Source organism: Immundisolibacter sp., assembly GCF_028696615.1.
Classification (GTDB): Bacteria; Pseudomonadota; Gammaproteobacteria; order Immundisolibacterales; family Immundisolibacteraceae; genus Immundisolibacter.
The window spans coordinates 1-15,878 of sequence record NZ_JAQVGQ010000040.1 but is presented as its reverse complement, the minus strand read 5'-3'; the positions used below and the strand labels follow the sequence as shown (position 1 = coordinate 15,878).

The window sequence follows — 15,878 nt, the reverse complement described above, 5'->3', positions numbered from 1 at the left end:
CCATCACTCCCGGCCCGGAGCTTGGCCAGGGTCCTGGGGATAGTCTGAACAACCCGTCACCCCGGCGAAAGTCGGGGTCCAGGAGCTTGATTTAACTGGATTCCTGCTTTCGCCGGGATGACGAAAGTGGATTCTTTCAGGCTTCCCTGGCGCAGCCAGGGCCTCGCGGCGCTCCCGGAGCAGGCGGTTGCGGTAGGGCAGGAAGTCGGCGCTGCCGATCAGGATGCGCGAGACCTGGGCGGGATAGGTCGCGGCATCGCGCTGGAATGGGACGCGGCCGGTCGGGAGGGCGCTGCGCGCAACGGGAATGCCGGCGGTCGCCAGGTCCACCGCGTGTTGCGGGCCTCCGCCTACGGACGCTGTGGCCGCAGCGCGGGACTCAGTTGCGCCAGATAGCTGCCGTGCCCCGCCAGCCATACCACCAGCGGCATCACCATCGGCAGCAGCAGGGAGCCGAGCTGGTAGGCGAGCGCTACCGCGTCGCGGGCCAAGGGGCCCCAGCCCTGCTGGGCGACGAAGGCGCCGCCGGTCTCGAAGGTCAGGGTCTTGACCTGGACCGCGATCATCGAGGCCAGCTCCACCGCCAGCAGGGCGGCCAGCCCGATGGCGAGCCGGCGGCCGCGCCCGGGCAGCGGGGTGGCCAGGGCCAGCGCGGCGAACAGCGGCAGCGAATAGCCATAGCTCAGCGGGTTGGTGAGAAAGCCCAGGTGCTCGCCGGCGGGCGGGTTGGCGACGAGCCGGCCGCCGACTTCGCCGAAGCGGGAGATCAGCAGCAGCTGGCTGCCGTGCAGGCGCAGGTCGCCGATCGCCTCCGGCAGCCAGGTGGTGAGCAGCTGGTCGGCTGCCCAGGCGACCGGGGCCAGGTGCCAGGGCGCGGTCAGGTACCAGAGTGCGAAGGTCGCCGGCAGCCACAGCAGGGTGCGGCCGAGCAGGGCGGCCAGGGGTCCGCTAGCCGGCATGGGCCGCCGCCGTGGTCGCCGGGCCGGGGATGAAGCGCACCCATACCAGGAACACGATCAGGGCATCGAGCATGATCAGTGCCTGCCAAATATAGAGGTGTGCCCATTCGAACAGCACCGGATGCCACAAGCCCAGGTAATAGAGGCTGATGATGCGCGCCAGGTTGAGCGCCTGGATGGCGAGGAAGCCGGCCAGCAGGCCCTGGAGCTTGTAGCGCCAGGGCGCGGGAAATGCCGCGATCGCGGCGAGCAGCACGATCATCGCCTCGACCCCGTTGCAGCCCGGTTCGATCGATACGCCGAAGCCGCTGGTGGTGCTGCGGATCACCTTGCCCGTTACCGCGATCTGGTCGTCGAACAGCTGCATCAGCCAGCCGCACAGGTCGGCGAGCAGCGCCGTCCAGGGCAGGATCAGGGTGCGCTGTACGGGCGCCAGCATTTCCAGGGTGAACAGGGCGGTCAGCAGGACCAGAAACCACACCAGAAAGCGCAGCAAGGGCGTCTCCGTTGCCTCGGGCGGGCGAGAGTGTAGCCAAACTCCGCGGGCTGCGCACCGGCTTCGGCTTGGCCGGCCGAACCCATCCATAATATATAGTTGCCTAGTTCCGTCGCGCGGTCTCGTCGATAAAGCATTGCAACATGAAGCTGGTCACCGCAATCATCAAACCCTTCAAGCTCGACGACGTGCGGGAGGCACTGAGCCGCATCGGCGTGCAGGGCGTCACCGTCACCGAGGTCAAGGGTTTCGGGCGCCAGGCCGGAAGGGGCACACGGAGCGGTACCGCGGCGCCGAATGTGTGGTCGACTTCCTGCTCAAGGTGCGGCTCGACATCGCCGTCGACGACGCCCGGGTGGATGCTGTCATCGACGCCATCACCTATCACCGCAGTCGCGCGCACCGGCAAGATCGGCGACGGCAAGATTTTCGTCGCACGGCTGGAGCAGGTGATCCCGCATTCGCACCGGCGAGACCGGGCGCGAGGCGGTATGAGTGCGCCAAGCTGCGCTCGGCAGCCGCGCAGCGGAGGCGGCGGTCGCGTGCCGGGCGTACCCCGATGACCGCACTCGCCGGGCCGGCGCCGGCCCAGCTCCGCGTCGAACCTTTGCGCCTCGGCGAACTGCTGGTCCGCGCCGGCAAGCTGTCGGCACGGGATCTGGAGCAGGCGCTGGCCGCCCAGCGCGAAATGGGCGACCTGCTCGGCCGGGTGCTGGTGCGCTTGGGCCTGCTCGCCGAGAGCGACGTCGCTCAAGCACTCGCCGAGCAGCTGCAGCTGCCGCTGGTCGCCGCCGCCGAGTTTCCCGAGCAGCCGCTCGCCGTGCCCGGCCTCCCCCCGGACTATCTGATCAGCCACGGCGTGCTGCCGCTGCGCATCGACGGCGGCGAACTGCACGCGGCGTTGGCGATGCCCCAGGACCGCTTCCTGCTCAAGGCGCTGCAACTGGCGACCGGCCTGCGAGTACGCCCGGCGCTGGCGTTGGAGAGCGAGCTGCACGCCGCGCTGGAGCGGCTCTACCGCGAGCCCGAAGCCGAGGTCGAGGCGGGTGCCGCCGAGCTCGACACCTTCACCGGGGTGCTGGGTGGCGACAGCGAATTCGTCGAGCACCTCAAGGATCTGGCCTCCGAGGCGCCGGTGATCCGGTTGGTGAATCAGCTGGTGGCGCGCGTGATCGACCTGCGCGCCTCCGACATCCACCTCGAACCCTTCGAGGATGGCCTGCATCTGCGCTACCGGGTCGACGGCGTGCTGCAGGAAGCGGAGGTCATCCCCAACCAGTACGCCGCCGCGGTCAGCTCGCGGATCAAGCTGCTCGCCCACCTCAACATCGCCGAGCGCCGCCTGCCCCAGGACGGCCGCATCAAGACCCGGGTCAAGGGCCACGAGCTGGACCTGCGAGTGTCGTCGCTGCCCACGGTGCACGGCGAGAGCGTGGTGATGCGGGTGCTCGACCGCGCCAGCATCCGCCTCGACCTGGAGACCATGGGCTTCGCCGCCGACAATCTGGCGCGCTACCGCGAGCTAATCGACCGGCCGCACGGCATCCTGCTGGTCACCGGCCCCACCGGCTCCGGCAAGACCACCACCCTGTACGCTTCGCTGGCCAAGCTGGATGCCGCCGCGCTCAAGATCGTCACCGTCGAAGACCCGGTCGAATACCAGCTCGACGGCATCAACCAGGTGCAGGTGCTGCCGCAGATCGGCCTCACCTTCGCCCATGCGCTGCGCTCCATCCTGCGCCAGGACCCCGACATCATCATGATCGGCGAGATGCGCGACACCGAGACCGCGCAGATCGCCGTGCAGTCCTCGCTCACCGGCCACCTGGTGCTCTCGACGCTGCACACCAACACCGCCGCCGGCGCCATCATCCGCCTCGAGGACATGGGCATCGAGCGCTACCTGATCACCTCCACGGTCAACGGCGTGCTGTCGCAGCGCCTGGTGCGCTGCCTGTGCCCGCACTGCCGCGAGCCGGTGACGCTGCCGGCGGCGGCGCTGGCCAAGGCCGGGCTCGACCGCGTCGCCCGGGAGCAGGAGCTGAACCTGTACGCGGCGCGCGGCTGCGCCCAGTGCAAGCAGACCGGCTACCGCGGCCGCACGTCGATCCACGAGCTGTTCGTGATGGACGCCGCTGCCCACCGCGCGGTGCTCGACGGTGCCGACGCCACCACCCTGCACCAGGTGGCGCGCCGCGGCGGCATGCTCACGCTCTACGAGGACGGCCTGCGCAAGGTCGCCCAGGGCATCACTTCGCTGGAAGAGCTGCTGCGCGTCACCCAGGACCAGGAAAGTGGCTGAATTCGCCTACCGGGCCGTGGACCGCTCCGGTGCCACCCGCGACGGCGCCCTGCAGGCGTCGTGCCGCGATGCCGCGCTGCGCCAGCTGCGTGCCCAGGGGCTGACGCCGCTGCGCCTGGTGGAGAGCGCCGGCGGCGCGCCACAGGAAGCTGCCGGAGCGGCCGTGGCGCCGGCGCCGCGCCGCGCTTGGCGCCGCCGCGACCGCGGCCCCAACGCCGCCGACGTCCATCACCTCACCGGCGAGCTGGCGGTGATGCTGCGCGCCGGGCTGCCGCTGGATCGCGCGTTGCGGGTGCAGATCGGCATGAGCGCCAAGCCCTCGCTCGCGGCGCTGCTCGACGAGTTGCTCAAGGCGGTCAAGGCCGGCAAGGGACTCAGCCAGGCGCTGGCTCCCCATCGCGCCCTGTTTGGCGACTTCTATATCAACATGGTGCGTTCGGGCGAGGCCGGCGGCCATCTCGGCGAGGTCATGGAGCGCCTCGCCGAGCATCTGGAGCGGCTGCGGGCGCTGCGCGAGGCGGTGATCTCGGCGCTCATCTACCCCGCCATCCTGGTCGCCGTGGCGGCGATCTCGGTGGTGCTGATGCTGGGTTTCGTGGTGCCCCAGTTCGAGACCCTGTTCGCCGATCTCGGCGAGGGCCTGCCGCTGCCGACGCGGATGATCGTCGGCCTCGGCCACGGCATCGCCGACTGGGGCTGGCTGCTGGCGTTGCTGACCGCCGCCGCCGTGTGGCTGGCGCGGCGCTGGCTCGCCACTGACGCCGGCGGCAGCTGGCGGGATCAGCGGCTGCTGCGCCTGCCGATCCTGGGTGAAGTGGTGCGCAAGTACGAGATCACCCGCTTCGCGCGCAGCCTGGGCACCTTGCTCGGCAACGGCGTGCCCATCGTCACCGCGGTGGGCATCGCCACCGAGACCATCGGCAACCGCCACCTGCGCGGCGCCCTGGAGGGCTTGGCGCCGGCCCTGAAGCAGGGCGGCCGGCTGGCCGATGCCCTCGAGGCCGCGGGGCTGTTCACCCCGCTCGCCCTCAACATGGTGCGCCTGGGCGAGGAGACCGGCAGCCTCGATGCCATGCTGCTCGAGCTGGCCCGGGTCCACGACGGCGAGGTCCAGTCCGGCATCAAGCGCGCCCTGACCTTGGTGGAGCCGCTGCTGATCCTGACCCTGGGCGCGGTGATCGCCGCGATCATCGTCTCCATCCTGATGGGCATCCTGGCGGTCAACGAACTGGCGGTGTAAACGCTGGATTGCGCGGCGACCATCGGGCGCCTCGCCCGGCATGCCCGACGTTTGAAACTTATAATCCGGCGTCCGGTCCTAGTGTTGGTTCCGCTCTACCGCCGGCCTCTGTCCGCCATCGCAAGGTCCTCCCCTCCATGCACTGTCTTTCTCCCGTCCCCCGCAGTTCCCTCGTCCGCCGCAGCCTCGGGTTCACGCTCATCGAACTGCTAGTGGTGCTCGCCATCCTCGGCCTGTTGGCGGGCCTGGTGGGCCCGCGGGTGCTGAGTCAGCTCGGCGGCGCCAAGAGTAAGACGGCGGTAGTGCAGATTCGCGACCTCGAACAGGGCGCCGAGCTGTTCAAGCTCGACGTCGGCCGCTTTCCCACCACCCAGGAGGGGCTGGAGGCGCTGGTGAGCGCGCCGCCAGCGGCGCCGGGCTGGAACGGCCCCTACCTGCGCAAGGGCTTGCCCACGGACCCCTGGGGCCGGCCCTACCACTACGAGTCCCCCGGACGCAACGGCGACTTCGACATCTATACCCTGGGTGCCGACAACGCGCCGGGCGGCGACGGGGAGAACGCCGACCTCGGCAACTGGCAGTGACCGCGGCCACCGCGTTCCCGCCTCAGGGGCTGCGCGGCGCCGGCTTTACCCTGCTCGAACTGCTGGTGGCGATCACGGTGGCGGCGCTGTTGCTGACCACAGTGCCGCCCATGTTGTCGCGCGGCTACGAGGCCATGGCCTACCGCACCGCGGTGCGCGAACTGGTGGCGGGCCTGAAGGGCGCCCGCCGCGCCGCCATGGAAACCGGGCGCAGCGTCGCCTTCGTGGTAGATACCGCCGCCCACCGCTTCGGCACCGAGGGTGCGCTGAACGGCAAGCTGCCCGCCGCGCTGCAGGTGCGCTTGATCGTCGCCGACCGCGAGATCGACAGCGCCGAGCGCGGTGCCATCCGCTTCTATCCCGACGGTGGCGCCACCGGCGGCAGCATCCAGTTGCTGCGCCCGGGCGGGGGCGGGGTGCGGCTGCGGGTCGATTGGCTGCTCGGCACCGTCAGCCAGGAGGCGCCGGAGTCGTGATCCGCGCGCGCCGCCAGGGCGGCTTTTCGCTGCTCGAAGTGCTGGTCGCCTTCGTCATCATGGCGCTCGCCCTGGGCGTGCTCTACCAGGCGCTCGGCGGCAGTCTGCGCGGCGTCGGCGCCGCCGGCGCCAGCACCCGCGCGGTGCTGCTGGCGCAGTCGGTGCTCGACCTGTACGACCTGGTGCCGCCGGAAGGCCTCGCCGAGGACGGCGTCACCGCCGATGGGCTGGCCTGGGAGCTGCGCTCGGCGCCGTTTCCGGTGGCGCTCGAAAATCCCCCGTGGCGCCTCCACGAAGTGGTCGCGCGGGTGCGCTGGCAGGATCGCGGCCGGGAGCGGGAGTTCGCCCTGCGCACCCTGCTGCCGGGGGACATCCGCGCGCCATGAACCCGATCCGCGCCCGTGGTTTCACCCTGATCGAGATGGTGGTCGCACTCACCCTGCTGGCGGTCATCCTCGCCGGCCTGATCGGCGCCCTGGCCACCTTCGCGCGCAGCGCGAGCCGGATCGATGAGCGCACGCTGGCCAGCGACGACGTGCGCCTGGTGTACGCCTTCCTGAGCCAGTCGCTCGGCGAGGCGTCGCCGCGCCCCCACCGGCGGCCGGAGGATTCCGCCTCGGTGAGCTGGCTGCAAGGCGACGAGGCCCAGCTCGAATGGCTCGGCCTGATGCCCGCGCGCCATGGCGTTGGCGGCCTCTATCACCTGCGCCTGCGGCTCGCTGCGGACGGCGATCTCTTCCTTTATTACCTGCCCTACGCCGGCGACGACCCGCCGCCCGATTGGAATGCCGCGGCGGCGCACCGGCTGCTGCGCGGCCTCAGCGGTTTCGCGATTGCCTACCGGGCGCTGGACGAGCCGGACTGGCGCCCCGCCTGGCGGGATGTCGAGGTGCTGCCGGCGCGGGTGCGCGTCGCCCTGGCTCGGCCCGGCGAGGTGTGGCCGGAGCTGGTGGTGCCGGTGCTGGCGGCCGAGCCGCTGGCCGACGTCAATCGCTCCGCTAGGTTCGGGGGAATGCGCTGATGCCGGCACGGCAGCGCGGTGTGGCCCTGGCGGCGGTGCTGTGGATGGTCGCTGCGCTGTCGGTGCTGGCGCTAGGCCTCGCGGCCACCGCCCGGACCGAGGTGCGCTCGGCCCAGGGCGTGCGCGCGCGGGCCGAGGCCGCCGCCCTCGGCGACGGCGCCATCCAGCTCGCCGTGCTGGAGTTGCGCTCCGCGGCCGCAGGGTATGAAGACTATAGACAGTTCCACTATCTGCTGGGCGAGCGCGAGATCATCGTGACCGCAACGCCGGCCGGTGGCCTGATCGATCTCAACCAGGCCAGCGAGGAATTACTCGCTGCTCTGTTCGCCGGTTCCGGTGGTGTCGACCCGGAGCAGGCGGCGCAGCTCGCCCACCGGGTGCTGGCCTGGCGCACGCCCGGGCTGGCGGTCGAGGCCGAGGACTACGCCGCCGCGGGCGTGGCCTTCCGGCCGCGCGGCGGACCCTTCGAATATCCCGAGGATCTGCTCCAGGTGCTGGGGGTGGATTACGACCTTTATGTTAAAGTGCGCGGCTTGATTACGGTGCGTGGCGGCAGCGCCGGCGTCGCGCCCAAGTCCGCGTCCGAAGCCGTGCTGACCCTGCTCGCCGGCGGCGATCAGGCGCTGGCGGCGAGGATCGCACTCCAGCGCGGCGAAGATCCGGCGACGGACTTCACAGCGCTCGACCATCGCTTCGTGGCAGGAGGCGGCTCGCCGGTGTATCGAATGGAAGCCCGTGTTCGCATTGGCGACCGCAGCTATGTGCGCACCCGTTGGCTGGATCTGAGCGCAGCGGCGCCGGATGGCCGGCCGTGGCGCAGCTTCCGGGTCGAGGCGGTGACCGGGAACTGAGCGCAATGACCTTCGAAGCGACCAATCTGAGCCTGTTCGGACTCGATCTGAGCACCCTGGTGCAAACGCTGCGGCGCGGCTGGGACGGGCTGCGGCGCTGGCCGTTGCTGGCCTGGCTGAGCCCGGCCGAACCTGTGCTGGCGCACTGGCCCGATGGCTCCCGGCGCCTGGTGCTGGGCGCCTCCGACCGTGCGGCGTCCAGCGCCGGGCCGGCCGCACTGCACGCCCTGGTGCTGCCGCCGGAGCTGGTGCTCGACCGGCGCCTGCGCTTGCCCCATCTCGCCGATAGCGAGCTCGAGGCTGCGCTCTACCTCGAGCTCCAGGCGGAGAGCCCATTTCCGGTCGCGGACCTGGACTGGGGTTGGCGCCTCGACCGGGTGGACGAGGCGGGGCTGACGGTGACCCTGGCGTTCGCGGCTCGCGAGCACGTGGATCGCTACATCGAAGCCCACCGCACCGGGCTCCCCGACGCCTACGAAATCTGGGTCGACGTCGAGGGCCCGGTGCCCCTGCTCGGCCGCGGCGAGACGCGGCGCCTGGCACGCGTGCGCGCACGCCGCCGCCGCATTCTGCTGCTGATGACGCTCAACGCCGCGCTGCTCGCCGCCCTCACCGCTGCACCCTACTGGCAGTTTCGCCAGCGCACCATCGATGCCCAGCGCCAGCTGCAGCAGCTGGAGCAGGCGAGCAGCGGGTATCTCGATGCCCGCGCCGCGTTGGTCGCGGCGGGTGTCCAGCGCGCTGCGATCGACGCCTGGCTGGCCGATCAGGCGGACATGCCGGCGCTGCTGCACCAGCTCACCCGGCTATTGCCCGACAGCGCCTATCTGAACCGCTTCGATGCCGAGGGACGTCGGGTGCGTATCACCGGCAGCGCTGCCGATGGTGCCGGGTTGATGAATCTGCTGCGCGCCGAACCGCGGTTCGAGGGGTTGCGCGCGCTGAGCCCCATCGTGCGTGGCCGCGACGGCCTGGACACCTTTTATCTCGAATTCGAGCTGCGACCGGGGCCGACCGCGCCGGCGGCTGCGACCGCCCCGGCCGGCGCAGCGGAGACATCCTCATGATCGAGCACTTCCCCGGGCGGCCGGCGCGACTGGTGGCGGTGGCAATCCTGCTGCCCGTCCTGGCGATAGCGGCACTGTGGCTGAGCGAGCTCAGTACCCGCATCTGGCGCATGGCCGAGGTGCGCGCCGCAATCGAACCCCGCTACGCGCGCCTGAGCGGCCTGCTCGAGCGCGGCGATGCCATCGTCGCCGCTCGCGACCAGGCCACCGCCGCGCTGGCGCAGCGCGCCTACCCGGCGAGCGCGGATGTCGGCGAGATCGGCACCGGCTTGCAACAGCGCATCCGCCAGCTGGCCGAGGCCGCCCAGCTGCGCGTCGCCGGCAGCCAGATCTTGCCGGTGCGCGAGGAACAGGGCTTTGCGGTGATTACCGTGACCGGCACCCTGGAGGGCGAAACCGGCGCCCTGGCTGCCTTTCTGGCTGCGCTCGCCGCCGCGCACCCGCCCATCGCGGTGGAGAAGCTCGCGGTGCAGGCGCCGCGGGCCCGGCGTGGCGAGCACAGTGCCGACGTCACCGTCCAAGCCAGCATGAGCGTATTGAAGTTGGCGCGCTGATGGACGTCTGTCGCAGGCTCGGGGCGCTGGCCCTGGCTCAGGTCGCGGCGCTGGTATTGATCCTGGTCGCCATCGACGGCGACTGGCAGCCGCCGGCAGCGCAGCCGCCCGAGATCCCGGCGCCGCCGGCGCCGGCCGGTGACGCAGCGGTCGGGAGCGATCTGGTGGCCGATATCGCGGCGCGGCCCCTGTTCCTCGCCACGCGCCGCCCGCCCGAGCCGTCGGCCGAGGCGACCGTCGCGGAGGCGCCGCCGCCCGACCCGCTCGCCGACGTTGCCCTGGTGGGGATCTATGGTTCCGGCGCGGATGCCGGCATCCTGCTGCGCAAGGGCACCGAAATCTCGCGGCTGCGCGCCGATGGCCAGTGGCAGGGCTGGCGGTTGCTGTCGCTGGGCGCCACCGAGGTCACCCTGACCGCTGCCGATGGTGCCACCAAGACCTTGAAGCTGGAGCGCCGGCCGCAGGTGGGGGGCATGGTCGCCCGGCCCGTCCAGGGCAAGGGTAAGGCCGCTCCCGGAGCCGTGCGCGACAAGGCCGACCCGAGGGCGCAACGCACCAATACGGCGAACGGCGCGGCACAGGCCGGTGGTCAGACCGGCAGCGCGGCCGCTCCCCAGGCCGCGCTGCGCGCGCGGATGGGGCGCGCGCGCCTCAACTCATCGGAATAAGGATCGGGATTATGACAACTTCGGTTTTCACCGGCGCCCTGCGCGCCGGCATCGCCGCGGCGCTCGCCCTGCTGCTGGCCGGCTGCGTAGCCAGTACCGGCCCCGAGCGCAAGGCGATCGAACTGCCCATCGCCGGGCGCGCCGCCGACCGCGTGCCGGCGCCTGAACCCAAGCCGGAACCCGAGGCCACACCCGCCAAGGAACCCCTGGTGGTGCGCGGCAACGACGCCCTGTTCAAGCCGCCCCTGTCACAGTCCGGCGGCATCGGCGCCGGCGATCCGGTCAGCCTGGATTTCGAGCAGGCGCCGGTCACCGAGGTCATCCACGCCGTGCTCGGCGACATCCTCAAGCTGCCCTACGTCATCAACCAGCCGGTGTCCGGCTCGCTGACCATCCACACCACCCAGCCGCTGCCCCGCGACCAGGTGCTACCGGTGTTCGAGGCGCTGCTGCAAGCCAACGGCCTGGCCATGGCAGTTGGCAAGGGCGGGGTGTACCACGTCGGCGCGCCCGACACCCTGCGCGGCGTGGCGCCCAACCTGGGCAGTATCCGCGGTGCCCTGCCCGCCGGCCAGAACCTGGTGATCGTGCCCCTGCAGTTCATCGGCGCCCAAGCCATGGCCGACATCCTCGCGCCGGTGGCCGCTGCGGACACCATCGTGCGCGTCGATACGCTGCGCAACCTGTTGATCCTGGCCGGCAGTCGCTCGCAGATCGACGGCTACCTGGAGATCGTCAAGACCTTCGACGTGGACGTGCTCAAAGGCATGTCGATCGGGCTGTTCCCGCTGGAGCACGTCGATGTCTCGGAGGTGGTCGCCGCCCTGGAGGCCATCACCGGTGACGCCGCCCCCCAGGCCGCCAAACCGCCCGGCGGTGGGGTAGCTCCGGCGGGCGGCGACGGCAAGGCCCAAGGCGGAGCCGGCGTCGCCGGTCTGGGCATGCCCGGCCCGCTCGCCGGCGTGGTCAAGCTGGTGGCGCTCGAGCGCCTCAATGCCCTGCTGGTGGTCACCTCGCGCGCCTATTACCTGGATCGCGCCCGCGAATGGATCCAGCGCTTCGACCAGCCGCGCGGCGACGTCAACGAGCCCCAGCTCTTTGTCTACGACGTCCAGAACGGCACCTCGAACCACCTCGCCGAGTTGCTCAACTCCATCTACGGCGGCGGCACCACCGCCGCCGGCGGCGGCACCGATTCCGGTATCGCGCCGGGCCTCGGCGGCTCGCGCCTGGGCAGCGGCTACGGCACCCGCGGCAGCGCTTTCGGCGCTGGCAGCGGCCTGGGTGGCGGGAGTTTCGGCGGCGCCTCCGGGGGCAGCGCCCTCGGCGGCAACCGCAACAGCACCTTCGGCCGCAATCGCAGCGGCTACAACACCAGCAGCATCGGCGGTTCCAGCGGCAGCCTCGGCGGCTCGCGGGGCCTGACTGGCGGCGGGCTCGCCGACGGCCGCGGCGGCGCGGGCACACCCGAAACCTCGGTGATTGAGCTCGCCCCGGGCGTGCGCGTGGTCTCCGACGAGTTCAACAACGCGCTGTTGATCTATGCCCCGCGCCGCGACTACGACACCATCCGCGAGGCGCTGCGCCGTCTTGATGTGCCGCCCACCCAGATCCTGATCGAGGCCAGCATCCTAGAGGTCACCCTGTCGGGCCAGTTCCGTTTCGGTCTGCAGTGGGCGATCGAAAACGGCCTCGGCAACGGTCACACCGGCACCGCCATCCTCAACCCCAATTCCTCCGGCGGCATCGGCCCGCAGCAGCCCGGGTTCTCCTACACCATCACCAATCGCGCCGGCGAGGTGCGGGCAGTGCTCAATGCCCTGGCCGAGAAGAACATGGTCAACGTCATCTCCAGCCCCAGCATCATGGTGCTCGACAACCACAATGCCCGGATCCAGGTGGGCACCCAGCAGCCGGTGCAGTCCTCCACCATCGTCACCGACGGTGGCAACACCCAGACTTCCATCGAGTTCAAGGACACCGGCGTGCTGCTCGACGTGCTGCCCTCGGTCAATGCCGGCGGCCTGGTGACCATGGACGTCTCCCAGGAGGTCACCGACGTCGGCCAGATCGACACGGCCACCGGCCAGCGCAGTTTCCTGCAGCGCCAGGTACTGAGCCGGGTATCCGTGCGCTCCGGCGAGACCGTGGTCCTGGGCGGGCTGATCCGCGACAACACCAGCTCCGGCGACATGGGTGTGCCCTGGCTCAAGGACATCCCGGTGTTCGGCCACCTGTTCCGCACCGATACTCGCAGTAACGACCGCACCGAACTGGTGGTACTGATCACCCCGCGCGCGCTGCAGAACGACGACCAATTGCGCGCCATCTCCGACGAGATGCGGCGCCGCTTCGGCAACTCGCTGGGCAATGTCTCCAACTGGTCCACCGAGGTGAACCCACCGCCTGACAAACCGCAGCCGTCAACCCAAGCCCCGCCGCAGCCGCAGCCGCAGCCGCAGCCGTAGAGACGCGCTCGCCCGGCGCTGCCCACGCACGTCGCAGCGGCCATCGCACAGCCGCGATCGCAACCGTGAGCGTCACCGCCGGTCGAACCGTCGTTTTCCAGCCAAGGAGTCCGTCTTGTTCAAACCGCTATCGGCCATCGTCCTGACCCTGCTGCTCGCCGCCTGTGCCGGCGCGCCGCCGGCGCCGCCCAAGACCCCCGAGCAGGCCTTGCGCGAGCGCGTCACCGCCTACTACCAGGCGCTGATCGCCAAGGACTACAAGGGCGCCTACGCCTTCTTCACCCCTGGCTACCGCGCCACCTGGTCGGCCACCGACCACTACCAGACCCACCCCATCATCGGTACCTATCTCGACGCCCAAGTGCTCTCGGTCAACTGCGTCAGCGACGACGCCTGCGACGTCACCGTGCACACCCGCTTCAAGTTCAACCAGAACGTCGCCCCCCTGGGCGGCCAGGAAATCCCCATGGATACCAAGCATCGCTGGCTCCGGGTCGACGGCGACTGGTACTACCTGCCCCGCAGCTGAGGCTGCCGGCAGCGCGGCCGCTGTGCCCGGTGCCCTGGGCTGCCAGGTCCCCGAGGCACGGATTTCAGGACGACGCTGCGCGTTACCAGGCCGTTGAAAAGGGCCTGCTGCTCTTTCTCAACTCAGAGTTTGTGAAGAAATGCGCGTCCCGCGCATGCCTTGCGTCGCCCGTCCGGTACACGCCCGGACGTGCTGCCGCCAATCGAGCATCGAGGGCTCGATTGGCGACCGGCCATCCCAGGCTTGACCTCGGTCGTCAAAAAACAAATTTCCAACAGCCTGTTAGGTCACGCTTCTGTCATGCAGTCCAGCTAAGCCCTCGAAGCCGCGGAAATAAAAGCTCTAGTCGGTTGAATACGCGTTTTGAACGGGGTTAGTATCGGTGCGCAGGCGGCGGGGGGCGCCGTGCAGGCCGCGAGGTTGGGAGGCTTTAATTGTCGGGGTTTCCCCGCTTGCACGGCCTCGCGAGCGTGTGTGATACTCCGCGCCGCCGGTAGGGCATAGCCCGTTCAGGGACTCTCAGCGGGCGCGAGCCTGCGAAACACTGTCAACTCAACGACACAGGGTATCGTGCAATGAAAAAGGCAACGAAAAAAACGTTTCTCAGGTCTGCAGCCATAGCCGCGGCGGTAACCGGGGCCAGCGCCGCGCACGCGGTACACGTCAATTCCGACGGCCTCGGCGAAGTCCTCCTGTACCCCTACTACACGGTGCAGAACGGCTTCGTCACTGCCGTGCACATCGTCAACACCACCGACCAGGTCAAGGCGGTCAAGGTCCGCTTCCTGGAAGGCAAGAACTCCAAGGAAGTGCTCGACTTCAACCTCTACCTGTCGCCGTTCGACGTCTGGACCGGTTCCGTGGTCCCCGACGCCGCCAACGGCGCCAAGCTGATCTCCAGCGACACCTCCTGTATCGCCCCGAACCAGATCCCGGCCGGCGGCGTCGCGTTCCGTAACTTCGAGTTCGCCTCCGATCCGGCCTCCAGCGACCCCAACCGGCGCGCCGAGGGCTATGTCGAAGTGATCGAGATGGGCACCGTGTTCGACAGCGCGGATCCGTCCTTCAAGCCCGCCACCTGGGCCACCCACACCGCCGCCGGCGTGCCTACGGATTGCGGCAAGCTCGCCACCGCCGATTTCAACGGCAGCATCGCCAACAACATCAGCTCGCCCACCGGCGGCCTGTTCGGCTCCGGCCATCTGGTGTCCGTGGAAGGCGGCGTGCGCACCTCCTATGACCCGGTGGCGCTGGACGACTTCTCCGACAGCCCGATCTGGAACACCTCCGGCAGCACCGCGCCCAGCCTGACCGACGTGTTCCCGCCCACCGCCGACATCCTCGACGGCAACCAGGTGGTGCAGTTCGCTGCGGCGCCTGGTCGCGAGATCGACGCCGTGTCCGCAGTGCTCACCCAGGACGTGATCTACAACGAGTACACCATCGACGCCGGCCGAGAGTCGCAGACCGACTGGATCGTGACCTTCCCCACCAAGCGCTTCTACGTCAACGTGGCGAATCCGGCGGGGGATTCCACCCAGCCGTTCCAGAACCCCTGGGTCGCGGGTACCCCCACGGAGCCGAACCTGACGTCCTGCCACAACGTGAGTTTCTATTACTACAACCGCGAGGAAGCCGGGCAGTCCCCCGGCCAGGGCGACTTCTCGCCGACCCCCATCATCCCCGGCTTTGCGCTGTGCAACGAGGTCAACACCCTGACCCTGTACCGCAACGGCACCGACGCGGATGACGGGCGCCTGTTCGGCGCGGTGTCCACCGCGGCGGCGCTGGCGATCGATAACTTCGAGGCCGGCTGGATGGCGATGAGCTTCGCCAGCGGCAGCGATGCGCAAGGCCCCTACGGCTCCATCGTTAGCAGCGATGGCGTGACGGTCTACGGCCTGCCGGTGATCGGCTTCTCGGCCTCGCGCAACGTCAACAAGGTGGATGTGCAGATCGACGGTCTGAACGTCTACTCGGCGGTGATGGGCAGCAATGTCCACAAGGGCGAGAAAGACATCGTCCCAGAAACACCTTGATGGCAGAGGCGGAAGCCTGGAAAAGGGCGCCTGCGGGCGCCCTTTTCTTTTTGCGCCCGCGCCCGCCGGGCGCTCCGTCACATTGCGGACAGCCCGCCGGAGCAGCCGGCTAAAAAAGCCGACCGGCGCACGTCGATACCTTTTCCCTGCGCGCAAACCAAGCGATAATCGCGCCCGCGTCATTCCGGCGGCCGATCACGGCTGACGAACGGAAAGCCGGGGCAGGTCCCGGCGCTCAGGAGACCCCTGCCATGAACAAGCATTCGGTATTCAAGGCGTTTGCCGGCCTCGGCGCCGGCCTGCTGCTGCTCGGCGCGGCCTGGCTGGCCCAGGCGGCGATCACCATCACCCTCGACAATGGCGACATTTGCACCGATGGCACCGTGACGCTGGATGGGGCGGGAGCGGTGGCCTCCGTCACCCCGGTACCCGGTAGTTGCAGCGCCCCGCCCCCGCCGGGCAATTTCACCCTGACGGTGAGCAAGGCCGGCACCGGGTCCGGCACGGTCACCGGCACCGGCTTCAGTTGCGGCGCGGACTGCACCGAGAGCTATCCCGATGGCACCGCGGTCAATGTCACCCTGACCGCGACCGCCAATCCCGGCTCCACCTTCAGCGGCTGGA

16 protein-coding genes and 1 pseudogene are annotated in these 15,878 nt (G+C 69.9%); 15 read left to right on the top strand and 2 right to left on the bottom strand.

Annotation, left to right across the window (positions count from 1 at the left end):
* Positions 1–350: 350 nt before the first annotated feature.
* The gene (locus tag PHC73_RS04490; protein WP_300124957.1) at positions 351–959 is read right to left on the bottom strand and encodes an exosortase H-associated membrane protein; all 609 of its coding nucleotides are present in this window, start codon (positions 957–959) and stop codon (positions 351–353) included.
* A complete protein-coding gene (gene xrtH, locus PHC73_RS04485) occupies positions 949–1,455 on the bottom strand; it encodes an exosortase H (RefSeq protein WP_300124954.1) in 507 nt (168 codons plus the stop codon). The genes PHC73_RS04490 and xrtH overlap by 11 nt, the downstream gene beginning before the upstream one ends.
* Positions 1,456–1,598: 143 nt before the next feature.
* Here xrtH and PHC73_RS04480 point away from each other — a divergent pair.
* The 15 genes and pseudogenes from PHC73_RS04480 to PHC73_RS04410 all read left to right on the top strand — a co-directional run.
* Positions 1,599–1,950 (top strand): annotated as a pseudogene (locus tag PHC73_RS04480) (P-II family nitrogen regulator).
* 64 nt (positions 1,951–2,014) lie between these two features.
* Positions 2,015–3,757 carry a type II secretion system ATPase GspE gene (gene gspE / locus PHC73_RS04475; protein ID WP_366949799.1) on the top strand — a complete coding sequence of 581 codons (1,743 nt, stop codon included), beginning with the start codon at positions 2,015–2,017 and terminating at the stop codon, positions 3,755–3,757.
* On the top strand, positions 3,750–4,997 hold the full coding sequence (locus tag PHC73_RS04470; protein WP_300124951.1) for a type II secretion system F family protein: 1,248 nt from the start codon (positions 3,750–3,752) through the stop codon (positions 4,995–4,997). Before gspE ends, PHC73_RS04470 begins: the two co-directional genes overlap by 8 nt.
* A gap of 137 nt (positions 4,998–5,134) precedes the next feature.
* On the top strand, positions 5,135–5,581 hold the full coding sequence (gene gspG, locus PHC73_RS04465) for a type II secretion system major pseudopilin GspG (protein ID WP_300124948.1): 447 nt from the start codon (positions 5,135–5,137) through the stop codon (positions 5,579–5,581).
* Positions 5,578–6,057, top strand: coding sequence for a GspH/FimT family pseudopilin (locus PHC73_RS04460; protein ID WP_300124945.1), 480 nt, complete (start codon positions 5,578–5,580; stop codon positions 6,055–6,057). Before gspG ends, PHC73_RS04460 begins: the two co-directional genes overlap by 4 nt.
* Positions 6,054–6,443, top strand: coding sequence for a type II secretion system protein (locus PHC73_RS04455; RefSeq protein ID WP_300124942.1), 390 nt, complete (start codon positions 6,054–6,056; stop codon positions 6,441–6,443). Before PHC73_RS04460 ends, PHC73_RS04455 begins: the two co-directional genes overlap by 4 nt.
* Positions 6,440–7,078, top strand: a complete 639-nt coding sequence (locus tag PHC73_RS04450; RefSeq protein WP_300124939.1) for a prepilin-type N-terminal cleavage/methylation domain-containing protein — start codon at positions 6,440–6,442, stop codon at positions 7,076–7,078. The genes PHC73_RS04455 and PHC73_RS04450 overlap by 4 nt, the downstream gene beginning before the upstream one ends.
* A complete protein-coding gene (locus PHC73_RS04445; protein ID WP_300124937.1) occupies positions 7,078–7,929 on the top strand; it encodes a general secretion pathway protein GspK in 852 nt (283 codons plus the stop codon). The genes PHC73_RS04450 and PHC73_RS04445 overlap by 1 nt, the downstream gene beginning before the upstream one ends.
* A complete protein-coding gene (locus tag PHC73_RS04440) occupies positions 7,890–8,996 on the top strand; it encodes a PilN domain-containing protein (RefSeq protein WP_300124935.1) in 1,107 nt (368 codons plus the stop codon). The genes PHC73_RS04445 and PHC73_RS04440 overlap by 40 nt, the downstream gene beginning before the upstream one ends.
* Complete coding sequence (gspM, locus tag PHC73_RS04435) at positions 8,993–9,550, top strand: type II secretion system protein GspM (protein WP_300124932.1); 558 nt, start codon at positions 8,993–8,995, stop codon at positions 9,548–9,550. The genes PHC73_RS04440 and gspM overlap by 4 nt, the downstream gene beginning before the upstream one ends.
* Entirely contained in the window at positions 9,550–10,218 is a 669-nt protein-coding gene (locus PHC73_RS04430; protein WP_300124930.1) for a hypothetical protein, read from the top strand. Before gspM ends, PHC73_RS04430 begins: the two co-directional genes overlap by 1 nt.
* An 11-nt stretch (positions 10,219–10,229) precedes the next feature.
* Positions 10,230–12,686, top strand: coding sequence for a type II secretion system secretin GspD (gspD, locus tag PHC73_RS04425; RefSeq protein WP_300124928.1), 2,457 nt, complete (start codon positions 10,230–10,232; stop codon positions 12,684–12,686).
* A gap of 115 nt (positions 12,687–12,801) precedes the next feature.
* Positions 12,802–13,215: a hypothetical protein gene (locus PHC73_RS04420; protein WP_300124925.1), complete on the top strand. Its 414-nt coding sequence runs from the start codon at positions 12,802–12,804 to the stop codon at positions 13,213–13,215.
* A 575-nt stretch (positions 13,216–13,790) separates the two neighbouring features.
* A complete protein-coding gene (locus PHC73_RS04415) occupies positions 13,791–15,254 on the top strand; it encodes a hypothetical protein (protein ID WP_300124922.1) in 1,464 nt (487 codons plus the stop codon).
* A 251-nt stretch (positions 15,255–15,505) separates the two neighbouring features.
* A partial coding sequence (locus tag PHC73_RS04410; protein ID WP_300124918.1) for a hypothetical protein occupies positions 15,506–15,878 on the top strand: 373 nt, incomplete at its 3' end.